Annotated in this window: 20 protein-coding genes and 1 riboswitch; of the genes, 8 read left to right on the forward strand and 12 right to left on the reverse strand. The window is 41.6% G+C overall.

The features are described from left to right. Nucleotides 1-33: 33 nt before the first annotated feature. Both tatA and NSQ49_RS04945 read right to left on the reverse strand, forming a co-directional pair. Entirely contained in the window at nucleotides 34-207 is a 174-nt protein-coding gene (tatA, locus tag NSQ49_RS04940; RefSeq protein ID WP_035327434.1) for a twin-arginine translocase TatA/TatE family subunit, read from the reverse strand. 110 nt (nucleotides 208-317) lie between these two features. Continuing rightward, nucleotides 318-1040 (reverse strand): NAD-dependent deacylase, encoded by a 723-nt coding sequence (locus tag NSQ49_RS04945; protein WP_251283135.1) that lies wholly within the window; start codon nucleotides 1038-1040, stop codon nucleotides 318-320. A 147-nt stretch (nucleotides 1041-1187) separates the two neighbouring features. On the opposite strand from NSQ49_RS04945, the gene NSQ49_RS04950 reads away from it, so the two are divergent. The 7 genes from NSQ49_RS04950 (at nucleotide 1188) to NSQ49_RS04980 (ending at nucleotide 6344) form a co-directional block, all read left to right on the forward strand. Then, the gene (locus NSQ49_RS04950) at nucleotides 1188-1601 is read left to right on the forward strand and encodes a YkvA family protein (protein ID WP_159869470.1); all 414 of its coding nucleotides are present in this window, start codon (nucleotides 1188-1190) and stop codon (nucleotides 1599-1601) included. A 77-nt stretch (nucleotides 1602-1678) separates the two neighbouring features. Then, a riboswitch (TPP riboswitch) is annotated at nucleotides 1679-1787 on the forward strand. A gap of 110 nt (nucleotides 1788-1897) precedes the next feature. Beyond that, nucleotides 1898-2896 carry an ABC transporter substrate-binding protein gene (locus NSQ49_RS04955; RefSeq protein WP_159869473.1) on the forward strand — a complete coding sequence of 333 codons (999 nt, stop codon included), beginning with the start codon at nucleotides 1898-1900 and terminating at the stop codon, nucleotides 2894-2896. Between the two features lie 14 nt (nucleotides 2897-2910). After that, entirely contained in the window at nucleotides 2911-3204 is a 294-nt protein-coding gene (locus tag NSQ49_RS04960; protein WP_159869476.1) for a thiamine-binding protein, read from the forward strand. Beyond that, nucleotides 3201-3968 (forward strand): ABC transporter permease, encoded by a 768-nt coding sequence (locus NSQ49_RS04965; RefSeq protein WP_159869479.1) that lies wholly within the window; start codon nucleotides 3201-3203, stop codon nucleotides 3966-3968. Before NSQ49_RS04960 ends, NSQ49_RS04965 begins: the two co-directional genes overlap by 4 nt. Then, on the forward strand, nucleotides 3965-4699 hold the full coding sequence (locus tag NSQ49_RS04970; RefSeq protein WP_159869482.1) for an ABC transporter ATP-binding protein: 735 nt from the start codon (nucleotides 3965-3967) through the stop codon (nucleotides 4697-4699). The genes NSQ49_RS04965 and NSQ49_RS04970 overlap by 4 nt, the downstream gene beginning before the upstream one ends. 11 nt (nucleotides 4700-4710) lie before the next feature. Next, nucleotides 4711-5478, forward strand: a complete 768-nt coding sequence (locus tag NSQ49_RS04975) for a TatD family hydrolase (protein WP_159869485.1) — start codon at nucleotides 4711-4713, stop codon at nucleotides 5476-5478. Nucleotides 5479-5603: 125 nt separating this feature from the next. Further along, nucleotides 5604-6344, forward strand: a complete 741-nt coding sequence (locus tag NSQ49_RS04980) for a hypothetical protein (RefSeq protein WP_159869488.1) — start codon at nucleotides 5604-5606, stop codon at nucleotides 6342-6344. A 36-nt stretch (nucleotides 6345-6380) separates the two neighbouring features. On the opposite strand, the gene NSQ49_RS04985 is transcribed toward NSQ49_RS04980, so the two are convergent. The 5 genes from NSQ49_RS04985 to NSQ49_RS05005 all read right to left on the reverse strand — a co-directional run bounded on the left by NSQ49_RS04985 (nucleotide 6381) and on the right by NSQ49_RS05005 (nucleotide 11198). Further along, on the reverse strand, nucleotides 6381-7250 hold the full coding sequence (locus NSQ49_RS04985; RefSeq protein WP_159869491.1) for a carbohydrate ABC transporter permease: 870 nt from the start codon (nucleotides 7248-7250) through the stop codon (nucleotides 6381-6383). Further along, nucleotides 7247-8224 carry a carbohydrate ABC transporter permease gene (locus NSQ49_RS04990; RefSeq protein WP_159869494.1) on the reverse strand — a complete coding sequence of 326 codons (978 nt, stop codon included), beginning with the start codon at nucleotides 8222-8224 and terminating at the stop codon, nucleotides 7247-7249. The genes NSQ49_RS04985 and NSQ49_RS04990 overlap by 4 nt, the downstream gene beginning before the upstream one ends. Before the next feature lie 349 nt (nucleotides 8225-8573). Beyond that, the gene (locus NSQ49_RS04995; RefSeq protein WP_251283134.1) at nucleotides 8574-9866 is read right to left on the reverse strand and encodes an ABC transporter substrate-binding protein; all 1293 of its coding nucleotides are present in this window, start codon (nucleotides 9864-9866) and stop codon (nucleotides 8574-8576) included. Between the two features lie 209 nt (nucleotides 9867-10075). Then, complete coding sequence (locus NSQ49_RS05000) at nucleotides 10076-10687, reverse strand: hypothetical protein (protein ID WP_159869500.1); 612 nt, start codon at nucleotides 10685-10687, stop codon at nucleotides 10076-10078. After that, nucleotides 10662-11198, reverse strand: coding sequence for an RNA polymerase sigma factor (locus NSQ49_RS05005; protein WP_159869503.1), 537 nt, complete (start codon nucleotides 11196-11198; stop codon nucleotides 10662-10664). The genes NSQ49_RS05000 and NSQ49_RS05005 overlap by 26 nt, the downstream gene beginning before the upstream one ends. A 698-nt stretch (nucleotides 11199-11896) precedes the next feature. On the opposite strand from NSQ49_RS05005, the gene NSQ49_RS05010 reads away from it, so the two are divergent. Next, entirely contained in the window at nucleotides 11897-16195 is a 4299-nt protein-coding gene (locus NSQ49_RS05010) for a S8 family peptidase (protein ID WP_201306599.1), read from the forward strand. A gap of 54 nt (nucleotides 16196-16249) precedes the next feature. Here the strand turns inward: NSQ49_RS05010 and abc-f are convergent, their stop codons facing one another. The 5 genes from abc-f to NSQ49_RS05035 form a co-directional block, all read right to left on the reverse strand. Next, entirely contained in the window at nucleotides 16250-18013 is a 1764-nt protein-coding gene (abc-f, locus tag NSQ49_RS05015) for a ribosomal protection-like ABC-F family protein (protein ID WP_251283133.1), read from the reverse strand. Nucleotides 18014-18347: 334 nt separating this feature from the next. Then, nucleotides 18348-18548 carry a hypothetical protein gene (locus tag NSQ49_RS05020; RefSeq protein ID WP_159869512.1) on the reverse strand — a complete coding sequence of 67 codons (201 nt, stop codon included), beginning with the start codon at nucleotides 18546-18548 and terminating at the stop codon, nucleotides 18348-18350. A gap of 246 nt (nucleotides 18549-18794) precedes the next feature. Further along, complete coding sequence (locus NSQ49_RS05025; protein WP_019381584.1) at nucleotides 18795-18932, reverse strand: YjcZ family sporulation protein; 138 nt, start codon at nucleotides 18930-18932, stop codon at nucleotides 18795-18797. A gap of 45 nt (nucleotides 18933-18977) precedes the next feature. Beyond that, the gene (locus NSQ49_RS05030) at nucleotides 18978-19082 is read right to left on the reverse strand and encodes a YjcZ family sporulation protein (protein ID WP_076256869.1); all 105 of its coding nucleotides are present in this window, start codon (nucleotides 19080-19082) and stop codon (nucleotides 18978-18980) included. Between the two features lie 198 nt (nucleotides 19083-19280). Next, complete coding sequence (locus tag NSQ49_RS05035) at nucleotides 19281-20813, reverse strand: flotillin family protein (protein WP_159869515.1); 1533 nt, start codon at nucleotides 20811-20813, stop codon at nucleotides 19281-19283. Between the last annotated feature and the right edge of the window lies 1 nt (nucleotide 20814).

Consider the following 20814-nt stretch of genomic DNA (forward strand, 5'->3'; position numbering starts at 1 on the left):
AATCGTCTGCAAAGCCGGTTCTAAACCGGTAGGCTATTTTCTTTTATCATCGTCATCATCTTTAGTGAGATCACGAGTAGATTTCTTAAATTCTTTTAAAGTTTCCCCGAATGCTCTCCCTATTTCGGGAAGTTTTTTAGGCCCAAAAATAATAAGAGCCAGAACGAGGATGAGAATTAAGCCTGGAATTCCGATGTTTGATAACATGCTGAACACTCCTTATATATCATATCGCTTGAAGCGGTAGTAATCATGTTCACTGTCTATTATAGGGGACTTGCTCAAAAAATCATAGTACGAGACTTATTATAAGATACTCATTCTCCCGCTGTTAAAAGGCCATCTAGTTCTTCGAGTACGTCACCAATTTTGCGGTCATGGATTACTTCATCTGCATAAAAGTCAAAATCAGTGGGTTCCATATTAATTATCACCAGTTTTGCTCCGTTTTGTTTCGCTATCAGCGGAAACTGATTTGCCGGGGTCACAGTCAAGGATGATCCCAGTACAATAAATAGTTCTGCCTTGTCTGATTCATCTGCCGCAAAATCTAATGCCTGCTCCGGCAGCATTTCTCCAAACAGAACTACTGAAGGACGAAGCATTCCCCCGCAATTACATTGAGTATGCCCATGCAAATAACCCTCGCTTGGGAACACTTCTTTACATTCCTGGCAGTGGAGTGTCTGCAGATTACCATGAAGCTCTGATACATTTTTACTGCCAGCAAGCCGATGAAATCCATCAACGTTTTGAGTTATAATACTCTTTATCATGCCTCTCTTTTCCCAATCAGCAAGAATATAATGGCCTTTATGAGGATTACACTCTTTCAGTCCGATTACCCTGTGCCGATAAAAATCTATAAATTCATTCACATTTTGATTTAATGCTTCCGTACTGGCAATTTTTCCAGGATCTTTCCCGTTCCATAATCCATTGTTGGCTGACCTGAAATCAGGCAGCCCGCTTTCCGTTGACATCCCTGCTCCAGCTAGTATTACTGTATATTTTGATTCCTTCAGCCATTTTTCAATCATAAATACCAGCTCCCACTAAATATATTGATACTGCTTAATGCTTATTTCCATTTTTTTCTTCAGGTTAAATGTTTATGTCATGTCACGTATGCGGTAAATAATAGATTATAACTGTTTACCCGAATTATCAATATAGGAGTGATGGCTATGCCTGAAATAGAAACGAAAGACTATAAGGATGGCTATAAAAAATTTTCTTCCAGGGCAAAACGCTACGCAGAGGATCCCGAAAAAACGAAAGGACTGCTAAAAAAGGCGACACTTAAAGCAGATAAAAACAAATCCTCATTAAATGATATATGGGAAAAGTTTCAGCTGCTGATTGATTTAGTCAGGGCATGGTCAAAAGGTGATTACCGGCATATCTCCAAAAAATCAATTATCTTTATTATTGCTTCCATTCTATACTTTGTTTCCCCTATCGACCTGGTTCCAGACTTTTTAATTGGAATGGGGATTTTGGATGACGCAGCAGTACTGGGCTTTGCCGTCAGTCAAATATCAGGGGAGCTTGAGAAATTCAAAACCTGGAAAGACAGCAGGACAATTGAAATGAAATAAATTTCAAATGCTGTCCTTTTTTATATTGTCTGCTATAATAATGATGGAAAGTATTCATGTCTGTTAAAATTATATAGCAAGAAATGTAGGGGAACCGGTGTGCCGGTTGAGACTTCATCCTTAAGATGCTGACCCTTTGAACCTGATCTGGCTAATACCGGCGTAGGGAACATATTCTTAAACATCATAAATGTTTTTTTATATGCGTCCCGGTATTATGCCGGGGCGTTTTTTAATTTTCAGGGCAGACTAATACCCACTTTCCTTACTACATAAAAGCTTTTGGAGGTTTCATTATGAAAAAATGTATAGCTGCTATTTCTGCGCTTCTTCTGCTGCTTACCGGATGTGCCGGCAGCGGCCAGACTGGAAAAGAAGATGCAGGCAGCAAACAAGAATTGAAAAAGGTTACTGTCGTTCTGGATTGGACACCCAATACCAATCATACCGGCTTATACGCCGCAAAGGAAAAAGGCTATTTTAAAGAAGAAGGACTTGATGTCGAAATCATCATGCCAGGTGAGGCAGGAGCAGATCAATTGACCGCATCAGGCAAGGCAGATTTCGGTGTCAGCTATCAGGAAAGCATTACGGAAGCGCGGGTACAGGGTGTGCCACTGGTTTCAATAGCTGCTGTCATTCAGCACAATACTTCCGGTTTTGCATCCCCTGCTGAAAAAAATATTAAATCGCCGAAAGATTTTGAAGGAAAAACTTATGGCGGCTGGGGGGCACCTGTAGAAAAATCAGTAATTGACTCTCTAATGAAAAAGGAAAATGCTGATGTCGATAAAGTGTCAATTGTGAACATGGGAGATGCAGACTTTTTTACAGCCGTTAAAAGAGATATAGACTTCGCATGGATTTATTACGGATGGACAGGTGTAGAAGCTGAGCTTCGAGGGGAAAAGATTAATATGGTCTACCTTACAGACTACTCTGATAAACTGGATTACTACACGCCTGTACTGGCAACTAGTGAAAAAATGATTGCAGATGATCCGGAGACTGTCAAAGCATTTGTAAAAGCAGCAGCCAAAGGATATGAATTTGCAATCAACGAACCTGGCGAAGCAGCTGATATTTTGTTAAAGCATGCTCCTGACCTTGACAGTGACTTGGTCAAAAAGAGCCAGGAGTGGCTATCTCCGCGCTATCAGGATGATGCTTCCAGATGGGGAGAACAAAAGCTTGAAGTCTGGGAAAACTATGCACACTGGATGCATGAAAATGGTCTTTTAGAAAAAGAATTAGATGCCGGCAAAGCATTTACAAATGACTTCCTGCCGGAATAAGGGGAGTTTATAAAATGGCAAACGCACTTGTAAGCATTCAAATCATACCAAAAACAAAAGATGGGGAAAATGTTATACCATATGTTGATGAAGCAATCAGTGTCATTCAGCAATCGGGTGTTAAATACGAAGTTCATCCCCTGGAAACAACGATGGAAGGCGATTTAGAACATTTATTAAAAATCATTGCTGACATGAACAGAAAAATGATTGAAAAAGGAAGCAGCAATGTCATTTCACAGGTTAAGATCCTATATCAGCCTGCTGGAATTCAAATGAGTGATTTAACGGAGAAGTACCGTTCATGATCAGTGCAGTCAGAAAAGGATGGAGGCCGGCAGCGGTTCTCCTTCTTTTATTCATTTTTTGGGAGCTGGCGGTGAATCTGGCAGATGTCCCATCTTGGCTGCTTCCTCCCCCGACAGACATTATTCAGGAGGCGTTTTTAGGCTGGGAGGGCTTCCGCCTGCATCTTCAATCGACAATCCTGCTTTCACTATGGGGATTTGGCATAGGCACTGTCATTGGATTACTAACAGCTGTGATACTGCATTTATTGCCTTTTATTAGGGAGTCTGTTTACCCGCTTCTTATCCTTTCTCAAAATGTGCCAATAATTGTTCTGGCTCCTTTACTGGTTGTATGGTTCGGATTTGGCATACTGCCAAAGCTTATTGTCATTACGCTGGTATGCTTCTTCCCGATTACTGTTGCAGCATTGGATGGTTTTCGGCAAACACCGGGAGAACTCAGGCATTATATGCTGATGGCAGGGGCGAGCAGCGGACAGCTATTTTGGAAGCTGGAGCTCCCCCATTCCCTTCCATCTTTATTTTCAGGCCTAAAAATCTCTGCAACCTATAGTGTGATGGGTGCTGTCATATCTGAATGGCTTGGAGCTAAAGCCGGAATAGGGGTTTATATGACCCTAGCCTCTTCCTCATTTCGGACAGACCGTGTTTTTGTAGCCATTTTTGCGATTATGCTGTTAAGTTTGCTCCTTTTTGGAGCCATTTTACTGGCTGAACGTTTGCTTATTAAATGGAAGTCCCAGGAGAGTGGCAGGAAATGATACAATTATCGGTTAATTCTATATCGAAAAGTTTTGATTCCAATCAAGTATTAAACAATTTAAGCTTTCAAGTAAATGAAGGTGAATTTGTTTCGATTCTTGGTCCATCCGGCAGCGGAAAAAGCACTATATTCAACCTGATTGGCGGTATGCTCCTGCCAGATGAAGGTTCCATTAAGCTTGGGAATACAGAAATCAGCGGAAAACGCGGTTCAATTAGCTATATGCCCCAGACACCTTCCCTGATGCCATGGAGAACCATCCTCCAGAATGTTATGCTTGGCCAGGAAATTATGGGAAAAGCCGATCCGGAAACGGCCAGAAACATGCTTCAAAAAGCAGGACTCGGCGACTATGAAAATGCATATCCTCATGAATTGTCGGGAGGAATGAAACAAAGGGCTGCCTTTATCCGGGCATTATTGAGCCCGCAGCCGATCATATTGCTGGATGAACCTTTTTCAGCTTTAGACGAGCTCACCCGCCATGATATGCAAAAATGGCTTCTTGATATTTGGAACGAGCATAAACCGACAATTCTGTTTGTAACACATAATATTGAAGAAGCCCTTTACTTGTCTGATCGAATTTTGGTCCTGAGCAGTAAGCCTGCTAAAGTAATGAATGAATATGTGGTACCCTTTAACAGGCCAAGGGTGGAGGAACTTCTTCTCAATGAGGAATTCCTTGCCTGCAAAAGAAGTATCCATCATGCGCTGAAAAACCATTAGGAGGCAGGAGCATGGATAAATATATTGATTCCCATATTCACCTTGATAAATATAGTCATATGGATTTAGAAAGAATGTTTAATGAGCTGCCATTTCAGCTATCCCTTGTAACAGTTTCAAGCGATTTAGCCTCCTGTAAACGAAACCTTGCTCTTTCGGAAATTTATCCTTTTGTTAAACCTGCCTTTGGTTTTCATCCTGAACAGGCACTGCCCAGTGATCATGAAATTTCAGAGCTTTTCAGCTGGATGAAGATTCACAAAGAGCAAATGGCTGCTGTTGGCGAGGTTGGCCTTCCATACTATTTAAAATCTGAAGGAGTAAAGCAGCTTGGCGGGTATATTGAACTTCTCGAAGAATTCATTAAGCTTGCAAAAGAATGGGATAAGCCTATTGCCCTTCATGCAATTTATGATGATGCACCGACTGTATGCAATTTATTGGAAAAGCACTCAATTAAAAAGGCTCATTTCCACTGGTTTAAAGGTGACACCGCAGCCATAAGCAGGCTGGTTTCAAATGGATATTATATCTCCTTTACACCTGATATTGTGTACGAAAAAGAAATACAGCTCCTTGTACGGGATTTCCCTATCGATAAATTGATGGCCGAAACAGACGGTCCATGGGAATTTGATGGCCCTTTTAAAAACAAACCTGCCCATCCGGCCATGATGGCCCATTCGATCAGTGTCTTTGCTGAACTAAAAGAAATTACTTTCAGCAGTGCCCTTAAGAAGCTGAATGATAATACAAAAGCCTTTTATAATATTGATTAAAACATTTACAATAAGACGGTTTTTTTAGAGAAAATATACTAGATAAATATAATCACTTCGCACCATTCCTAATTTTGGAAATATGGGTTAATCTTATATTGGACAATACTTTTAGGAGGTATGTGATGAAAAAGTATATTTTCTTATTATTGACTATTTTACTAGTTTTCTCGGGCAATGTTTCTGCACAGCCCAAAAGCAAATCGGCAATTTCGACTGAGAAGGATTTCATGAAAGCCGTTTTAAAATCTGATGAGTATAAGGAATTCAAATCCTCTATCTTAAAAGATGCAGCTACCAAGCCAAAAGCTCTTATCGATGATAAGGGAATGCAATATGGCTGGACAGTGCAATATGAAATTGAATACAATGAAAAAAATATATTCCTAAATGAAAAAGCTCACGTAAATTTCTCCTCTCTCCTTTCTTTCTCATTAGAGTCCGGAAAGGAATTAAAAGTGCGGCTGGTTGATTACAGCAGGCTCATTGAGGATCAGGCATTTTATGTAAAAGACCTGAAGTCTGAGGAAGAGACCAAAATAGATATATCAAAAGACGTTGCCTTTACTGATTATTTAACAGAAGTAGAAATGAAAAAAACTCAGCTGATTAAAGAAGCGGCTCAGATTAATACTGTTACTTCCGATAAGGCTGAAGCATCAGGCCAGCTATGCTACTATTGCACAAAGTATGAATGGCGCGGCGGCTATCCCTGTTCATCCGCTAATATTGAATCTGAAGCTTCAGTATCATCGCAGCTTGAACAAAACGGGCTGAATCCGAATTCAGTGGTCATTGAATGCTATGTCCCCCGTCATAAGGTGTGTGTTGATGGAGAATGGAGAACCTATTGCCCTATACAATGAACAAAACCGGCTAAGCGAATCGCTTAGCCGGTTTTGTTAACCTTTCGTACCAGATGCAATATTTGAACCTTCTATAAAATGTTTCTGAAAGAAGAAAAATAACAGGACCACAGGCAGTAATACCATTACTGACATGGCCATCAGGTAATGCCATTGTGTCTGTACAGTTCCCTTAAAGGTTTGAAGACCAATTTGCAGCGTGTAAAGACTCTCATCATTTAAATATAATAATGGTCCAAGTAAATCATTCCATGCGCCATTAAATGAGAAAATCGCTACAGTAATAAGCGCAGGCTTCGTCAACGGCAGCATAATATGCCACCAGATCTGAATATGATTTGCGCCGTCCAGAACAGCAGCTTCAATCAGTTCATTCGGAATGGTCATCATAAACTGCCGAAGCAGAAAGATGAAAAAGGCACTCCCCAAAAAGGCCGGAACAATCAGCGGCAGATACGTATTTCCCCAGCCAAGTTTGGAGAATAAAATGTACTGTGGCACCATAGTGACAAACCCTGGTATCAGCATGGTTGATAACACAACTATAAACAAGGTATTTCTTCCTTTGAAACGGATTTTCGCAAATGCATAAGCAACCAGCGAATTGACAATAACGCTTCCCGCCATTCCGCAAAAAGCAATAAAGAATGTATTCATAGCCCACCGGGTAAAAGGTGCCGTTTTCCATGCTTCCACATAATTCGAAAAATGAATTTCTTTTGGCATAAAGGTCGGCGGATATTGAGCTATCTCAGCAGGAGATTTCAGAGAAGTTGATATCATCCACCACAGCGGCGATATTACCAGTACACTTCCTGCTAGCAAAACGATGAAAACAAACGTCTGCTTTAATTTATCTTTGAACTTTTTCGTCTCATAAAACTTCGGTGCGGCAGCTGTTCTCATTTATTATCTCCCCCCTCATAATGAACCCATCTTTTACCGATTTTCATGTTAATGATTGTCAGTATCATGACGACAATAAACAATAGCCAGGCCATTGCAGAGGCGTAACCCATGTCAAACACCTCAAACGCATTATTCCACATATGGAGATTATAAAACAGAAGTGAATTTCCAGGTCCTCCACTTCCATTCTCTGTCATGACATAAGCTTCCTGGAAGATTTGAAATGAACCAATTGTACTTGTCAGCACATCAAAGAAAATAATCGGCGAGATCATCGGCAATGTGATATAAAAGAATTTCTGAATTACACCTGCCCCATCCAGGTCCGCTGCTTCATAAAGGGAATTAGACACCCCCTGCAGACTTGCCAGATATAGAAGCATCCCTCCTCCGACACTCCACATTTTCATCAATAGCAAAGCTGGCTTTGTCCACTCAGGGTCAAACAGCCATGCCGGCCCCTCAATCCCAAACCATGCCAGGAACGTATTAACCAGGCCTGTTGATGGACTCAGCAGCTGCATCCATAAAAAGTAAACCGCTACACCTGAGAGGATAGCAGGCAGATAATAAAGTGTGCGGAAAAATTTCATGCCTTTTACTTTCTGATTCAAAAGAACCGACAGAAATATCGCCCCTGCAGTGGTCAGCGGGACAGAGAAAAAAACGTAATAAAGAGTATTCCACAGTGATGTTTTAAAAAGGTCATCAATTGTAAACATTCGTTTAAAATTATCAAGTCCGATAAAGTTCATTCTTGAAGTAATATTATAATCTGTAAAACTGGCGAATAAGGAAAATAATAGCGGCCCAAGTGTCAGTCCCAGAAACCCGATTATCCATGGGCTGATAAAGAGATATCCAAAGATATTGTCTCTTGTTTGGCGGGACAGCCGTTTGTGTGATCCTTTTTCCTGTTTCTCTGCAAGAGCTGATCCCCGGCGTTCAATCGTTGTTTCGTATAATTTCAACCCATACACCTTCTTTTTATTGTATTTATAAGGCTCTTTTCGTATAAATTGTTGTTTTTCACTTTTCAATATTGTCCGTTGATTGCAGCGAGAGGATGCTCTCTTTACGCGGGCAGGCGGTGAGCCTCCTCGGCGCTACGCGTCTGCGGGGTCTCACCTGTCCTGCTACTCCCGCAGGACATTGAATATGTTTCCCTGAGTACACACCGCACGAAGAAAATGCGTATGCATTTTCGAGGATCTCTCACCTTCCGCTACAATCAACTCAATAAATATAATACAAATAGCAATAGCCTTTACGAAAACAGCCATTTATAAAGAGAGAAGGATGGCTCCTTCTCTCTTTGTTCTAATTTTTCTTTAGTTTTTCAACATCGTTTTCCGCTTTTTCCAGCGCTTTTTCTGGCTTGGTTTTACCAAGCAGAACATTGTCTATATGCGGATTAATGCGATTCTGGTAATCAGGGTACTCTGTCGGAACAGGGAACATTTGCGTTTGATCCAGATTTTTCACTGTAGCCTCATACACATATTGATCTTCGCCTTTAAGCTCTTTAACCACGGCTTCTGCTGCTTCTATATTTGCGACATTATCATAATTCTTCATAGCCCAGTATTTTTGGGCCTCAGGACCTGTAAGATATTCGATAAACTTCATAGCTTCCTCAGGATGTTTGGCTCCTTTCGGTATTTCAGCTACGAACCCGCCTCCATCACTCCAGTTCCCAGAACCTTCTTCAAATGCAGGAATCGGCGCAACACCAAAATTTATATCATTTCCATAATCACGAATTTGTGTGTAAAATGTACCGATATCAACCCACATGGCCACTTTGCCGGCAATGAACGGATTGGACTGTTCACTTCCAAATTCCGCTTCAAAAGACTGAACCGTTTTTTCGCCTAGACGCTCCTTCCATCCCAGCAGCCACTGTAACGCTTCCTGTTTTTTAGGTGTATTGATATAAAGTTCGCCATCTTGAATAAATCCTTTTCCACCATCAGCGCTTGTCATCCAGCTGGCAGCACCAATACTGCCCCAGAGCGGATAAAAGCCAACTCTCTCATAACGATCTCCGTCTTTAATATCCAGCTTCTCAGCATACTCCTCCAGCTCATCCCATGTCGCAGGGGGGTTTTCCGGATCAAGGCCTGCTTCTTTAAAGGCATCTTTATTGTAAAATAGCAATCTTGTATCTGTGTTAAATGGAACGGCATAAGGCTTGTCTTCGTACATTACCGACTCCCATAAATGCGGATAAAACTGGTCTTTAAACGAATCATCGATATACTTGCTTAAATCTTCTGATTGTCCATTGTCTGCCCGCTGGGCGACTGTGTTAATATCGTTGATGATAACATCTGCAGGATTACCTGCAGCAACGGATGCCAGGTTCTTTGTCCAAATATCTCCCCAAGGCAAATATGTATGCTTAACAAAAACTTCATCCTGTGATTTGTTAAAATCATCTATAATTTTTTCAATGATTGGCCTTCTTGTTTCTGAACCCCAAAAACTCCAAAAATCAACAACGACCTTTCCATCCTTAGTCTTTTCTGCCTGAGCACTTTCTCCGGAACAGCCTGCTAATGTGCCAATAAGCAGGCATGCGGAAATAATAAAAAGAAGTCCCTTTTTCATGATGCTCCCCCTAATTTTTATAAATTTCAGCTTCATGCGTAAGCCTATTCCCTGCGCACAGGAATAAAATGGCCGGCAAATTAAAATTCATTAACTAAGTATGTAGTACCCTGCCAATCGGGAATAAAACATTTATTTGAAAAATATCTCGATATTTGGCAAATCTCAGCCGTTTCTCCCTAAAAAAAAGACCCCTTACAGGAGTCAAATTAATGGGGGTTATGAAGGCTTTGTGTGATTGCTTCTAAGTATTCAATAAATATATCACCTTCTGAAGAAGGAACTGAATAAATGTCTTCACTGTTCATTAGCTTGAAATAAGTTTTCCCTTGCCCGTTCCAGACTTTTATCTTTACTGGCTCTTTTCCCTTTAAATTAAATTGGATATCATAGGAAGGGCTGGCATCTTCAATGACTGTCTCTGCAGGAATGGCCGAGTTTATGGTATTTCTTGCCGTGTTTTCCCACTTTGGATCTTTTACAATCGCCGTTTCAGCGGTATATTTTCCATCCGCTGAGAAGGATTTCTCATCATCTGATAAAGCAATCATTGTTTGGCTTATTATACTATTTCCGAGAATCTCTGAACTGCTGCTGCCTCTGGACATAGAATCCTCTGAAAATATAATGAAAGCGAACATCACACAAGCAGCCATAACAGCGGCGGCAGATAAAATTCCCGGGAAAATATCTTTCTTTCTTTTAGGTTTTTCTTCAATGCTGCTCAATATTTTTTGCAGACTCTCCTGCTTTTGCTTTTGCGACCGCGGAATATGTCCTAATTCTCGAAAGGAATTATCGGATCCGAATGAGCTCTTCATGGATTTCCCCCCTTTTCTGCAATTCTTTTTTTAGCGCTGCGAGTGCCCTGGAAGTGGTGATTTTCACTTTGTTTTCGGTCCAATTCAAGATTTCGGCCGTTTCCTTGATCGAAAACTCCTTTATTTTTCTCAAAATCAGCACTTCTTGGTAGCTTAATTTCAAGCGGCGTATTGCTTCATATAAGAGTGTAACTTTTTCACCCTTAATCATTATCTCTGTAGGAGTAGCTTCATCTGATTGGAGCTGGAATTTTTCAATTGAGAAAAATTTGAATCTGCTTTTTTTGCGCAAATAATCAATGGCTACATTTCTTGATATCCGGACAAGCCAAGTAAAGATCTGGGACTCTCCATTAAATTGATTCATATATTTGTAAGCTTTAATAAATGTGTCTTGAGTCAAATCTTCGGCCACTTCCTTATCATTTACGAGAAGAAATATGTATCCATAGATTCGATCGCTGTATTCGCTGTATATTTCTTCAAACACTTCTGCCGATATTCTCTCCATAGTGGCGCCCCCTCGCATATTATTAGACGAATAAGAATCAGAAAAGAAACACTTTACCATTGTTTAAATAAATTTTTAGAATTTCTTTAAGGATAGTCATAATCCAAATCCCGATCATTTTTCCTATATTTCAAAATAATATGATTATTTAGTATCAATATTGGGGTGAATACGAGAAAGTGCCTTTTTAACTGTAACTTTTTTTCACCCGCATTTTATCAGTTAATAATAGCTAAAGTTTCACTCCAGACTACCCATCTTTATATTTCAATTTTGGAATTTCGGATACTGGTATCCTTTAAATGCTTGCCCCTTATATTTATTTTAACATTCTGCAAAATTACCGCCTCCCTCCTTTTCCTTATTTTTCCCAAGAAAAATAAGATTGTATGGAAAAGCGATACTTTTAATCTATAAATAACCATAAAAAGTTCATTCTTTAAGCCTGTAACCCTGAGTGAATCATGAAACCAATTAGCTATTTTAATAAAGCAGCTTCAAAAATCTCTGTTTTTCGACAATCTCCGCCCATTAATTTAGCTAAAGTACATGATAACGGAAGGGTTTTCCATTTTTGGAAATACCCACAGGAGGTGGTTGTGTTCTGAATTTCAACCTGCATTTTTAATGAATTGCCAAAACAAGGAGGGAATTTTTTGAAAAGAAAAAGGAAAACAATTAATCGCATTCTTTATGTGATGCTGACAGCTTTTCTGATTTTGCCGCTGATGTTCCCAGGCATGGGATCGGCAGAAAGCAAAAGCTCTCCGCATACTTCAGTGAAGAAAGCGGCGCCTCAAACCGCAAAAAGCAAAATTAACAGCTCTCTGCTAAAACAATTTGATAAGGAAGATAAAGTAACATTCCTGATAAAATTCAAAGAACAAGCTGATGCTCAAGCAGCAGCCAAGAAGGCTGCAAAAGAGGCTGCAACTCAAAAATTGACTGCCTCTAAATCAAAATACATGAAACGATCTGCAGTACTCTCCTCACTAAGATCTACAGCAATTGAAACTCAAAGCCATGTCGCCGATTTCCTTCAAAAACAGGAAAAAGACGGCAAAGCAAAAGATGTTCAATCCTTCTATATCGTCAATGCAATTGCAGTAACAGCCACAAAGGACGTTATGGAGCAAATCGCAGTATTTCCTGAAGTAGAAAAAATTCTTCCAAATGAAACAAGACAGCTTCACAAGCCGGTAAAAGAGGCCAAAAAATCTCTTAAAACACAAGCAGAAACCAGCTCGATCGAATGGAATATTGATCGTGTCGGAGCTCCTGCCGTATGGGAAATGGGAATTGACGGATCCGGTACAGTCGTTGCTTCCATTGATACAGGTGTTCAGTGGAACCACCCGGCATTAAAAGAAAAGTACCGGGGCTATAACCCAGCACAGCCAGATTCCCCATCACATGAATACAACTGGTTTGATGCCACTGCAGGCCAATCAGTTCCTTATGATGATCAAGGCCACGGAACACATGTAACAGGAACAATGGTCGGATCCGAACCAAATGGAGCCAATCAGATCGGAGTTGCACCTGGTGCGAAATGGATCGCGGTAAAAGCCTTTACTGCAAGCGGCGGAACTGATGTAGATCTTCTCGAAGCCGGTGAATGGATCCTTGCTCCAAAGGATGCAGACGGAAACCCTCATCCTGAAAAAGCGCCTGATGTTGTCAATAATTCTTGGGGCGGCGGACCTGGATTGGATGAATGGTATCGTCCAATGGTGCAGGCATGGCGTGCAGCTGAGATTTTCCCTGAGTTCTCCGCAGGAAACACTACTATATTTAATCCAGGCGGACCTGGTTCAGTTGCTACACCAGCAAACTACCCGGAATCATTTGCTACTGGTGCAACTGATATAAACAACGGCTTAGCAAGCTTTTCACTGCAAGGTCCATCTCCGTATCAGGAAGTAAAGCCTGATGTATCAGCACCTGGAGTTAACATACGTTCCTCAGTTCCAGGAAGCAGTTATGAAGGCGGCTGGAATGGAACCTCTATGGCCGGGCCGCATGTTTCTGCAGTTGCAGCATTGCTCCGTCAGGTAGACTCAAGCCTGACCGTGGAAGAGATGGAGGAAATTCTTCTTACAACCTCTACTCCTTTGACAAATGGTACTTATCCTGAGACACCTAATAATGGTTTTGGTTACGGACTCGTCAATGCCTTCGATGCGGTTTCTTCCGTATTGACCGGCCTGGGTAAAATTAAAGGCCAGGTTGCAAAAGAAGGAGATGACTCCGAAGCTCCTCAAGCCAATCATGAAGCACCTCAGGAAACATATGCAGGAATGGATCTCGCACTTGACTTGACTGCATCCGATAATGTAAGTGTCACAAGAGTGGATCTCGAATACTTAAAAGCGGACGGCAGCTGGGCCGCCATCGAGGCCAATAGAACAGCTGGAAACTACAAAGATGGTACTTACCAGGCAGTAATTCCTGGAGAAGACATCGCAGAACCATCTGTAACTTATAAATGGAAGGTTAATGATTTTGGCGGAAATTTAATTGAAACGGAATCCTATGAAGTGGCAGTAAGACCTGGAATCAGCATTGGCTATTCTCAGGACTTTGAATCACAGCCGGCCGGCTGGACTTTATATGGACCGGAAAACAGCTGGGAGTGGGGAGTTCCAACTTCAGGTCCTGGCAATGCGGCATCCGGTGAAAAAGTTTATGCAACAAAACTTGACGGCAACTATGCAAATAGCGCAAACATGAACCTGCAAATGCCACCAATTGACCTGCCGGAAGGAAATGCCTACCTTCAGTTCAAGCAATGGCATGAGCTTGAAAATAATTATGATTACGGCCATGTATTCGTTTCGACTGACATGGAAAACTGGGAACAGGCTCTTCGCGTTAACGGCACTTCAACAGACTGGGGTAATGCAGAAGTTGATTTAAGTGCTTATGCAGGACAAAGAATCTATGTAGCCTTCAATGTGACTACAGATGGTTCTGTTCAAAAGCAAGGCTGGTATATCGATGATGTCCAATTATCTGATACTCCTGCTCAACCTGCAGGCAAAGCCAAGCTTGGCATCAGCAAAGAAAAACCTTCCACAGAACTAAAGAAAGATAAAGTGAACCCTGATAAGATTGCTCCAAAGAAAGATGTCCCTGCGAAAGAGGATAATAAACAGCAGCAGCCAGCCCCAGTATTATTACCGCTTACAGCTGAAGTAAGTGTACTGGAATCTGGCAGGTCAGTATTTACTAATCCTCAAAACGGATCTTTTGAAATGACGCATGCTTCAGGTGATTTCACTGTAAAGGCAGAAGCATACGGATATCGTTCTCAAACACAAAATGTAAATATTCCACAGGATGGAGAAGCAACTGCTAACTTTGTCCTTGAAGAAATTCCAAAGGGAACAGTTACAGGTGTTGTGACTAACGAAGCAACTGGCGAGCCTGTTGCGAATACTACTCTTCTTTTAGTAGAAGACGCAGCAGTACAGCCGGTAACAACTGATGAAAACGGTGAATATACACTAACAGCATACGAAGGAACATACACATTAAAAGCAATGGCACCTTCCTACTATAGCACCGAGCAGAGCATCACGATCGAAGGCGGTTCTTCAATAGAGCAAAATATTGGACTGAAGCCATTTATCGGATATCCGGGTGAAATTGGATATGATGATGGTACAGCTGAAAATGCACGTGCATTCTACGATGCCGGCAATGGCTGGGCAGTTAAGATGTCTCTGGCATCAGGCCATGACAGCGCAATGGTTACCGGCGGCTTATTCCGCTTCTGGGATACCAGCTGGCCGACTCCGGGCGGTACAGACTTCAAAGTGGAAGTATATGATGCAAGCGGACCGGATGGAGCCCCAGGCAAGAAACTTGCTGGACCATTTGAAGCAACAGCATTAAGAAACGGTGAATGGACACATGTAGACCTCAGTGACGAAGGAATCGTTGCAAACGGCGACTTCTATATGGTATATATCCAATCAGCACCAAATCCTAATGCTCCTGGCCTTGGCACAGATGAAGATGGAGAGAATGCAGGACGCAGCTGGCAGCTTGTAGGCGGAGCATGGTCACCGGCGCCTGAGGATGAAGGAAACTATATGATTCGCGCGACAGTGAATTATGAAGTTACAGCACCTGTCATTACTTCTCCAGCGGACGGAACATTTACGAATGAGGGTAAAGTTACAGTTGAAGGTACTTCCGCTCCTACAACTACTGTAAAAGTATTTAATAATGGAGAGGAAGTCGCATCGGCTGAGAGTACAGACGAAGGCACTTTCTCAGCAGAAGTTTCACTTACTGAAGGGGAAAACACTCTTACTGCCAAAGCATCAACAGAGTCAGGGTCCACTGATGCCTCTGAACCTGTAAAAGTAATATATGACAAGACAAAACCCGAACTGTCCATAACAAGCCCTGCAGATAAATCAAAAACAAATAAAGAAACAGTCACTGTTAAAGGAACCGTTTCTGACGATAACCTTGATTGGGTAAAAGTAAACGGCCAGACAGCAAAGGTTACAGACGGTGAATACTCTCTTCGCATCCTGCTGGATGAAGGTGAAAACACCATTACGGTAACCGCACAGGATAAAGCGAAAAACAGTGAAGAAAAAACAATCACAGTCGATGCTAAATATACCGCTCCAGCCATAGAAAATCTTCTTCCTGCAGAAGACAAGGAACTCAAAAAAGGCGAATCGGTAAAAATCGAATTTGATAGTGAACCAGGGTTAGAATCGACCTTTGTCATCAGAATGCCATTAACAAATGCTGGCGGCAAGCTGAATAACGCTACTGAGCTTCCAATGATGGAAACTTCCCCAGGCCATTATGTCGGCTACTATACTGCCACTTCAAATGTAAAAGCGCCTGGTGCCGAAATTGAAGTGAAAGTGACCGATGACTACGGCAATGAAACCCGTAAGACTGCAGAAGGCAAACTATGGATTAATGCAAAAAAGAAGGATAACAGCAGCACTAAAAAGAAGTAAATGTCAGATGGAAAGGCAGGCCCATTTTATTGGGGCCTGCCTTTTTGCAATTATTTATTTAATAATGTTCTTTTTTTCATTTAATAAGGCATTAAACTCCTTATCCAATTGGGCATATTTGCTGTCACCAGGAGTAAGCAGACTGAGTTCACCAAGTACCGCATTAATACGGTTATCAATAACCATAATCTGCTCCTTTATCGAATCATGATCTTTCTTCTGCTCGGCGCTTCTGGATTTCATAAGATATTCCTTCAGATTCATTTCAAATCTGGTAATTTTATTATTTTCAAAAACAAGCAATCTTGTGCTCAGCTTCTCCAAAAAGTATAAGTCATGCGAAATAATGATGAGTGTTCCGGTAAACTCCTTTAGCGTTTTTTCGAATTGCTCCCTGCTCGGCAAATCCAGGTGATTGGTAGGTTCATCTAAGATAAGAACGTCATATTCCTTTAAAAGCATGTCTGTGAGCTTAACCCTGATTCGTTCCCCCATGCTAAGCTGTCCAATCGGCTGATTCAGCTTCGCTTCCTTCATGCCCAGATTTGCTAAAAGAGTCCTTGCCTTGTAAATCTGCTCACGTTCGCTGAGGTCAAGTACTTCCATGGCGTTTTTTGTTAACGGTAAATCATTAATAGCCTGGCTTAAATAGGCAATCTTTAAGGTGCTGCTAATCCAGAGTTCCCCATCAGAAGGCGATACCTCTTCGAGCAGCATTCGGATTAAAGTTGTCTTGCCGGACCCATTGGATCCAAGAATCCCTATTTTTTCACCATGCTTTATATAAAACTGGCTATCCTTAAAAAGAATCCGGTCTCCAAACCTTTTTGAAAGGTTTTTTGCTTCGATGATCCTCTTCCCTCTTTTCCCGGACGAATCAAATTGAAAGTGAACTTTCGCCTCTTCTGCCGGCTTCTCTATTTTATTTTTATCCAGTTCCTGCTGAAGCCTTTTCATTTTTGACTTAACCTGCTGATCCATCTTTTTGGCTTTCACCCTGTGATATTCTTTAAAGCCCATCTGTCTGTTTTCGGATGGGCTCCCGCCTTTAGTTGATTCCCTGTGAGCCTTTTCCGACCATTTTTTTAAATTGGCCATCTGATGTTCAATCCGTTCGATTTCTCTTTGCTGTACATCAAATTGATGAAGCTGATCATCATAATTTTTCTGTTTTTGCTCCCGGTAGGCTGTGTAATTTCCGTTATACATGGATATTATGCCTTCCTGGAGCTCAAAAATCCTGCCGACAGCCTGATCAAGGAAATGACGGTCATGAGAAATGATCATAACAGGGCCACTGAATTGGCCAATTTCTCCAATAAGCCACTCAATCCCCTGTAAATCCAAATGATTGGTTGGTTCATCCAAAATCAGCATATCTGGCTTTGATGACCAAATTTTAGCTAATGAGAGCTTCAAGCTTTCTCCCCCGCTTAAAGAATCAAACCTTTCAGGTTGCCATTCATGAAGTTTTGAAAGTCCTAATCTGCTTGCCTGATGAAGAACTTCTTCTTCCGGACTTTTATCAGTAACATGAATATCACTGACAGAATAATCTGCTGACTGGTGCAGATAGCCAATTCTATATGGATCCTTCATCCGTTCAATTGTGCCTTTATCCGCCTGAATACTGCCGAATAAAATATTGGCCAATGTAGTTTTCCCTGTGCCATTTAAGCCAACAAGACCAATACGATCCTGCTGATAAATATCGAATCCTATATTAGAAAAAACCGTTTTTTCTCCGAATGATTTTTGAAGATCCCTTGCCATAATAACCGGTATGCTGTTGTAGCTGCTGATTTTATTTGCACACATAAAAAAACCTCCCCCATACCCGGAGAGGACTGTGCACCCATTATTGTATGTGGTGCAATACATAAAAAACGCGCGCCTAAAAAGATTTAATCAGCTTACAGACAAATAAGCAGATGTTACTTCCGATAAGGAATGACTAAAAAAGGGCACACTAATCCTATGTTCTCCGGGTTAAACTTTTTAAAATATAAAAAGATACCAGAAAAAATAAGATTATAACTTCATGCCCCTAAATCATCCTTTCAACCTGTTTGATTGTAGTATATAAGCTTCTGGCTTTTATTGTCAATAGGCTCACGTTCGGCCATTCAATATTTGCATCTGCCGGAAATCATTAATCAATTCGGATATGCTTATTGGTAAGCTCCTTCAGCAAATTTAATATCACAGCTCTTTCCTCCAGATTAAAGCCGCTTACCCATTCCGAAACAAGTTTATACTCGCTTTGATGCATCTCCCGCTGAAGTCCGCCCTCCAAAATGGAGTATATTTCCATCATTGTGTTTTCCCGATCCTGTGCTTTAAGTTCATCCAATTTACAAACCTCCTAGTTCTTTTATGTTGCTTCTTTTCCCCATTTGGCACCTTTGGAAACACATGATGGAAGTGCAGTTCGCGGTGAGATCTACTTTCCCGCAGTAATACCCCTTTAGTACCCAGGTTTCTTCCGGTTTGCGGGGCCAGCACTCCGTCTGCGGGCAAGTCCCCTTCTGTCTGGCACATTTTGAAATATGTATGAATACAAAAGAAAAGCAGGTCTCCCTGCTTTTCTTTAAATCTATTACCATTTGAAGCAAGAAGCTCCTACGATGATTAACAGGATAAATAGAACCACAATTAGCGCAAAACCGCCGCCGTATCCTGCGCCGCCGTATCCTGCACCGCCGTATCCACAGCCGCCATAACCATAGCCATACATTATAAAATCCCCTCCCTTGCCGATTAAATCTGTCTGCTTATTTTATTAGTAGAATCCACCGTAACCCCAAGAAGCACCGATAATAATCAGTAAAATAAACAATACAACTAAAAGGGCGAAACCGCCGCCGTATCCGCAACCGTCTGACATAGTCAATTACCTCCTTTGTTTGATTCAATATATCCTATTCAATTCACCCAGATTGTGCGATAGACGAATACACAGTTTTCTCCACAAAAAAGAAGCCTCCGTGTGAAGGCTTCAGATTTATGTTGATACAACAGTATTTCCAGGTTATTTCCCCAGATAAAAATAGGCATTTTCATTAATTCTTATAATCGAGTGTGATTAGATATCTTTAGGTTGCTCCACTGGTTCTTTCTGTTTAATTTCCTCGGTCAGCTGCTCCAGGCTTTGGCGGACATTTCCTTTGCCCGAAAAGTTTTGGAGAAGCTCTTTCACGTCAATGCCGGAAGAAGCTTTCAGGCTCTCCTGCATCGTGGACATCAGGTTGGTGGCATAGCCTGTTACTTTATTGGCACCTCCATTACTGCTGTCGCTTCCTGTATCAACCACTGTAATCTTATCAATATTCGATAACGGACTTGCAAGCTGTTTTGCATATTCCGGAAGCATTTTAATAACCATATCCATTATAGCCGCCTGGCCGTACTGTTCAAATGCCTCGGCGATTTTTCTCTTTGCCTCAGCTTCAGCCAGACCTTTGAGGCGAATAATTTCCGCATCAGTTTCACCTTGTGCGCGCTGTGAATCAGCCTTGGCTAATCCATCTGCCCTAACCCTTTCAGCTTCCGCGCGGGCCTGTGATTCAATCCGGTATTGGTTAGCATCCGCTTCGGCAATTTGTTTTTTCTTTTCTGCCTCTGCTGCCTGCTCAACAGCATACCTGTCTGCGTCTGCTTTTTTCTTCACTTCGGAATCATATTGGCGTTCTCTTCTTAATATTTCTTTTTCTTCAAGCTCAATTTGCTTTTGGCGTTCTATAATTCTGATTTGCATTTCATGCTCCGTGACTTCCTGCTTGGCTCTGGCTGTCTCAAGGTCATATGCCTGGTCAGCCCGTGCTTTGGCAATATCCTGTTCCCTTCTGTAGTCAGCCATTTTCATTTGATTTTCTTTCTCGGCTTCAGCTATTTCAGTTGCTCTTTCAAGTTCTGCCTTTTGGGCATCCTTAGCTGCTTCTGCCCTTTTAATCCGGGTTTCCTTTTCAGCTTCAGCTGTGGCAATATCTGCATCCCGCTTAACCTGGGCAATTCTTGGCCTTCCCAGTGAATCAAGATATCCATTTTTGTCGCGGACATCTTTGATTGTGAAAGAAACGATGATCAAGCCCATTTTTGCCAGATCCTGTGACGCTACTCTTTGAACCTCCTGGGAAAATTTATCCCTGTTTTTATATATTTCTTCGACAGTCATAGATCCCAGAATTGATCGCAAATGCCCTTCAAGTACTTCTTTCGCTTCATTTTCACGATCTTCCTTCGATTTTCCAAGGAACTGTTCTGCAGCAGTAGCAATTTCCCCAATACTTCCGCCAATTTTTATTATTGCAGTTCCGTCCGCCATAACAGGAACTCCCTGTTCGGTATATACCTCCGGAGTGGTCACCTCCAGTTTGCTTGATAGGAGGCTAAGTGGCTCGGCCTGCTGAAAGACAGGAAGTACAAAAGTTCCTCCGCCTCTGATTATTTTTATCTTGTTTCCTGATTCGTCTACATGCACATTTTTGCTGCCCAAATAACTGCCTGTAACGATTAGCGCCTCATCAGGCCCTGCAGTCCGATATTTTGTAATGAACACACCAAGAAGTGCAATCAGCAAAAATGCTGCAATTCCAATGACAACCCAAACCATCAACATA

It is taken from the genome of Cytobacillus sp. FSL R5-0377 (assembly GCF_038004385.1).
Classification (GTDB): domain Bacteria; phylum Bacillota; class Bacilli; order Bacillales; family Cytobacillaceae; genus Cytobacillus.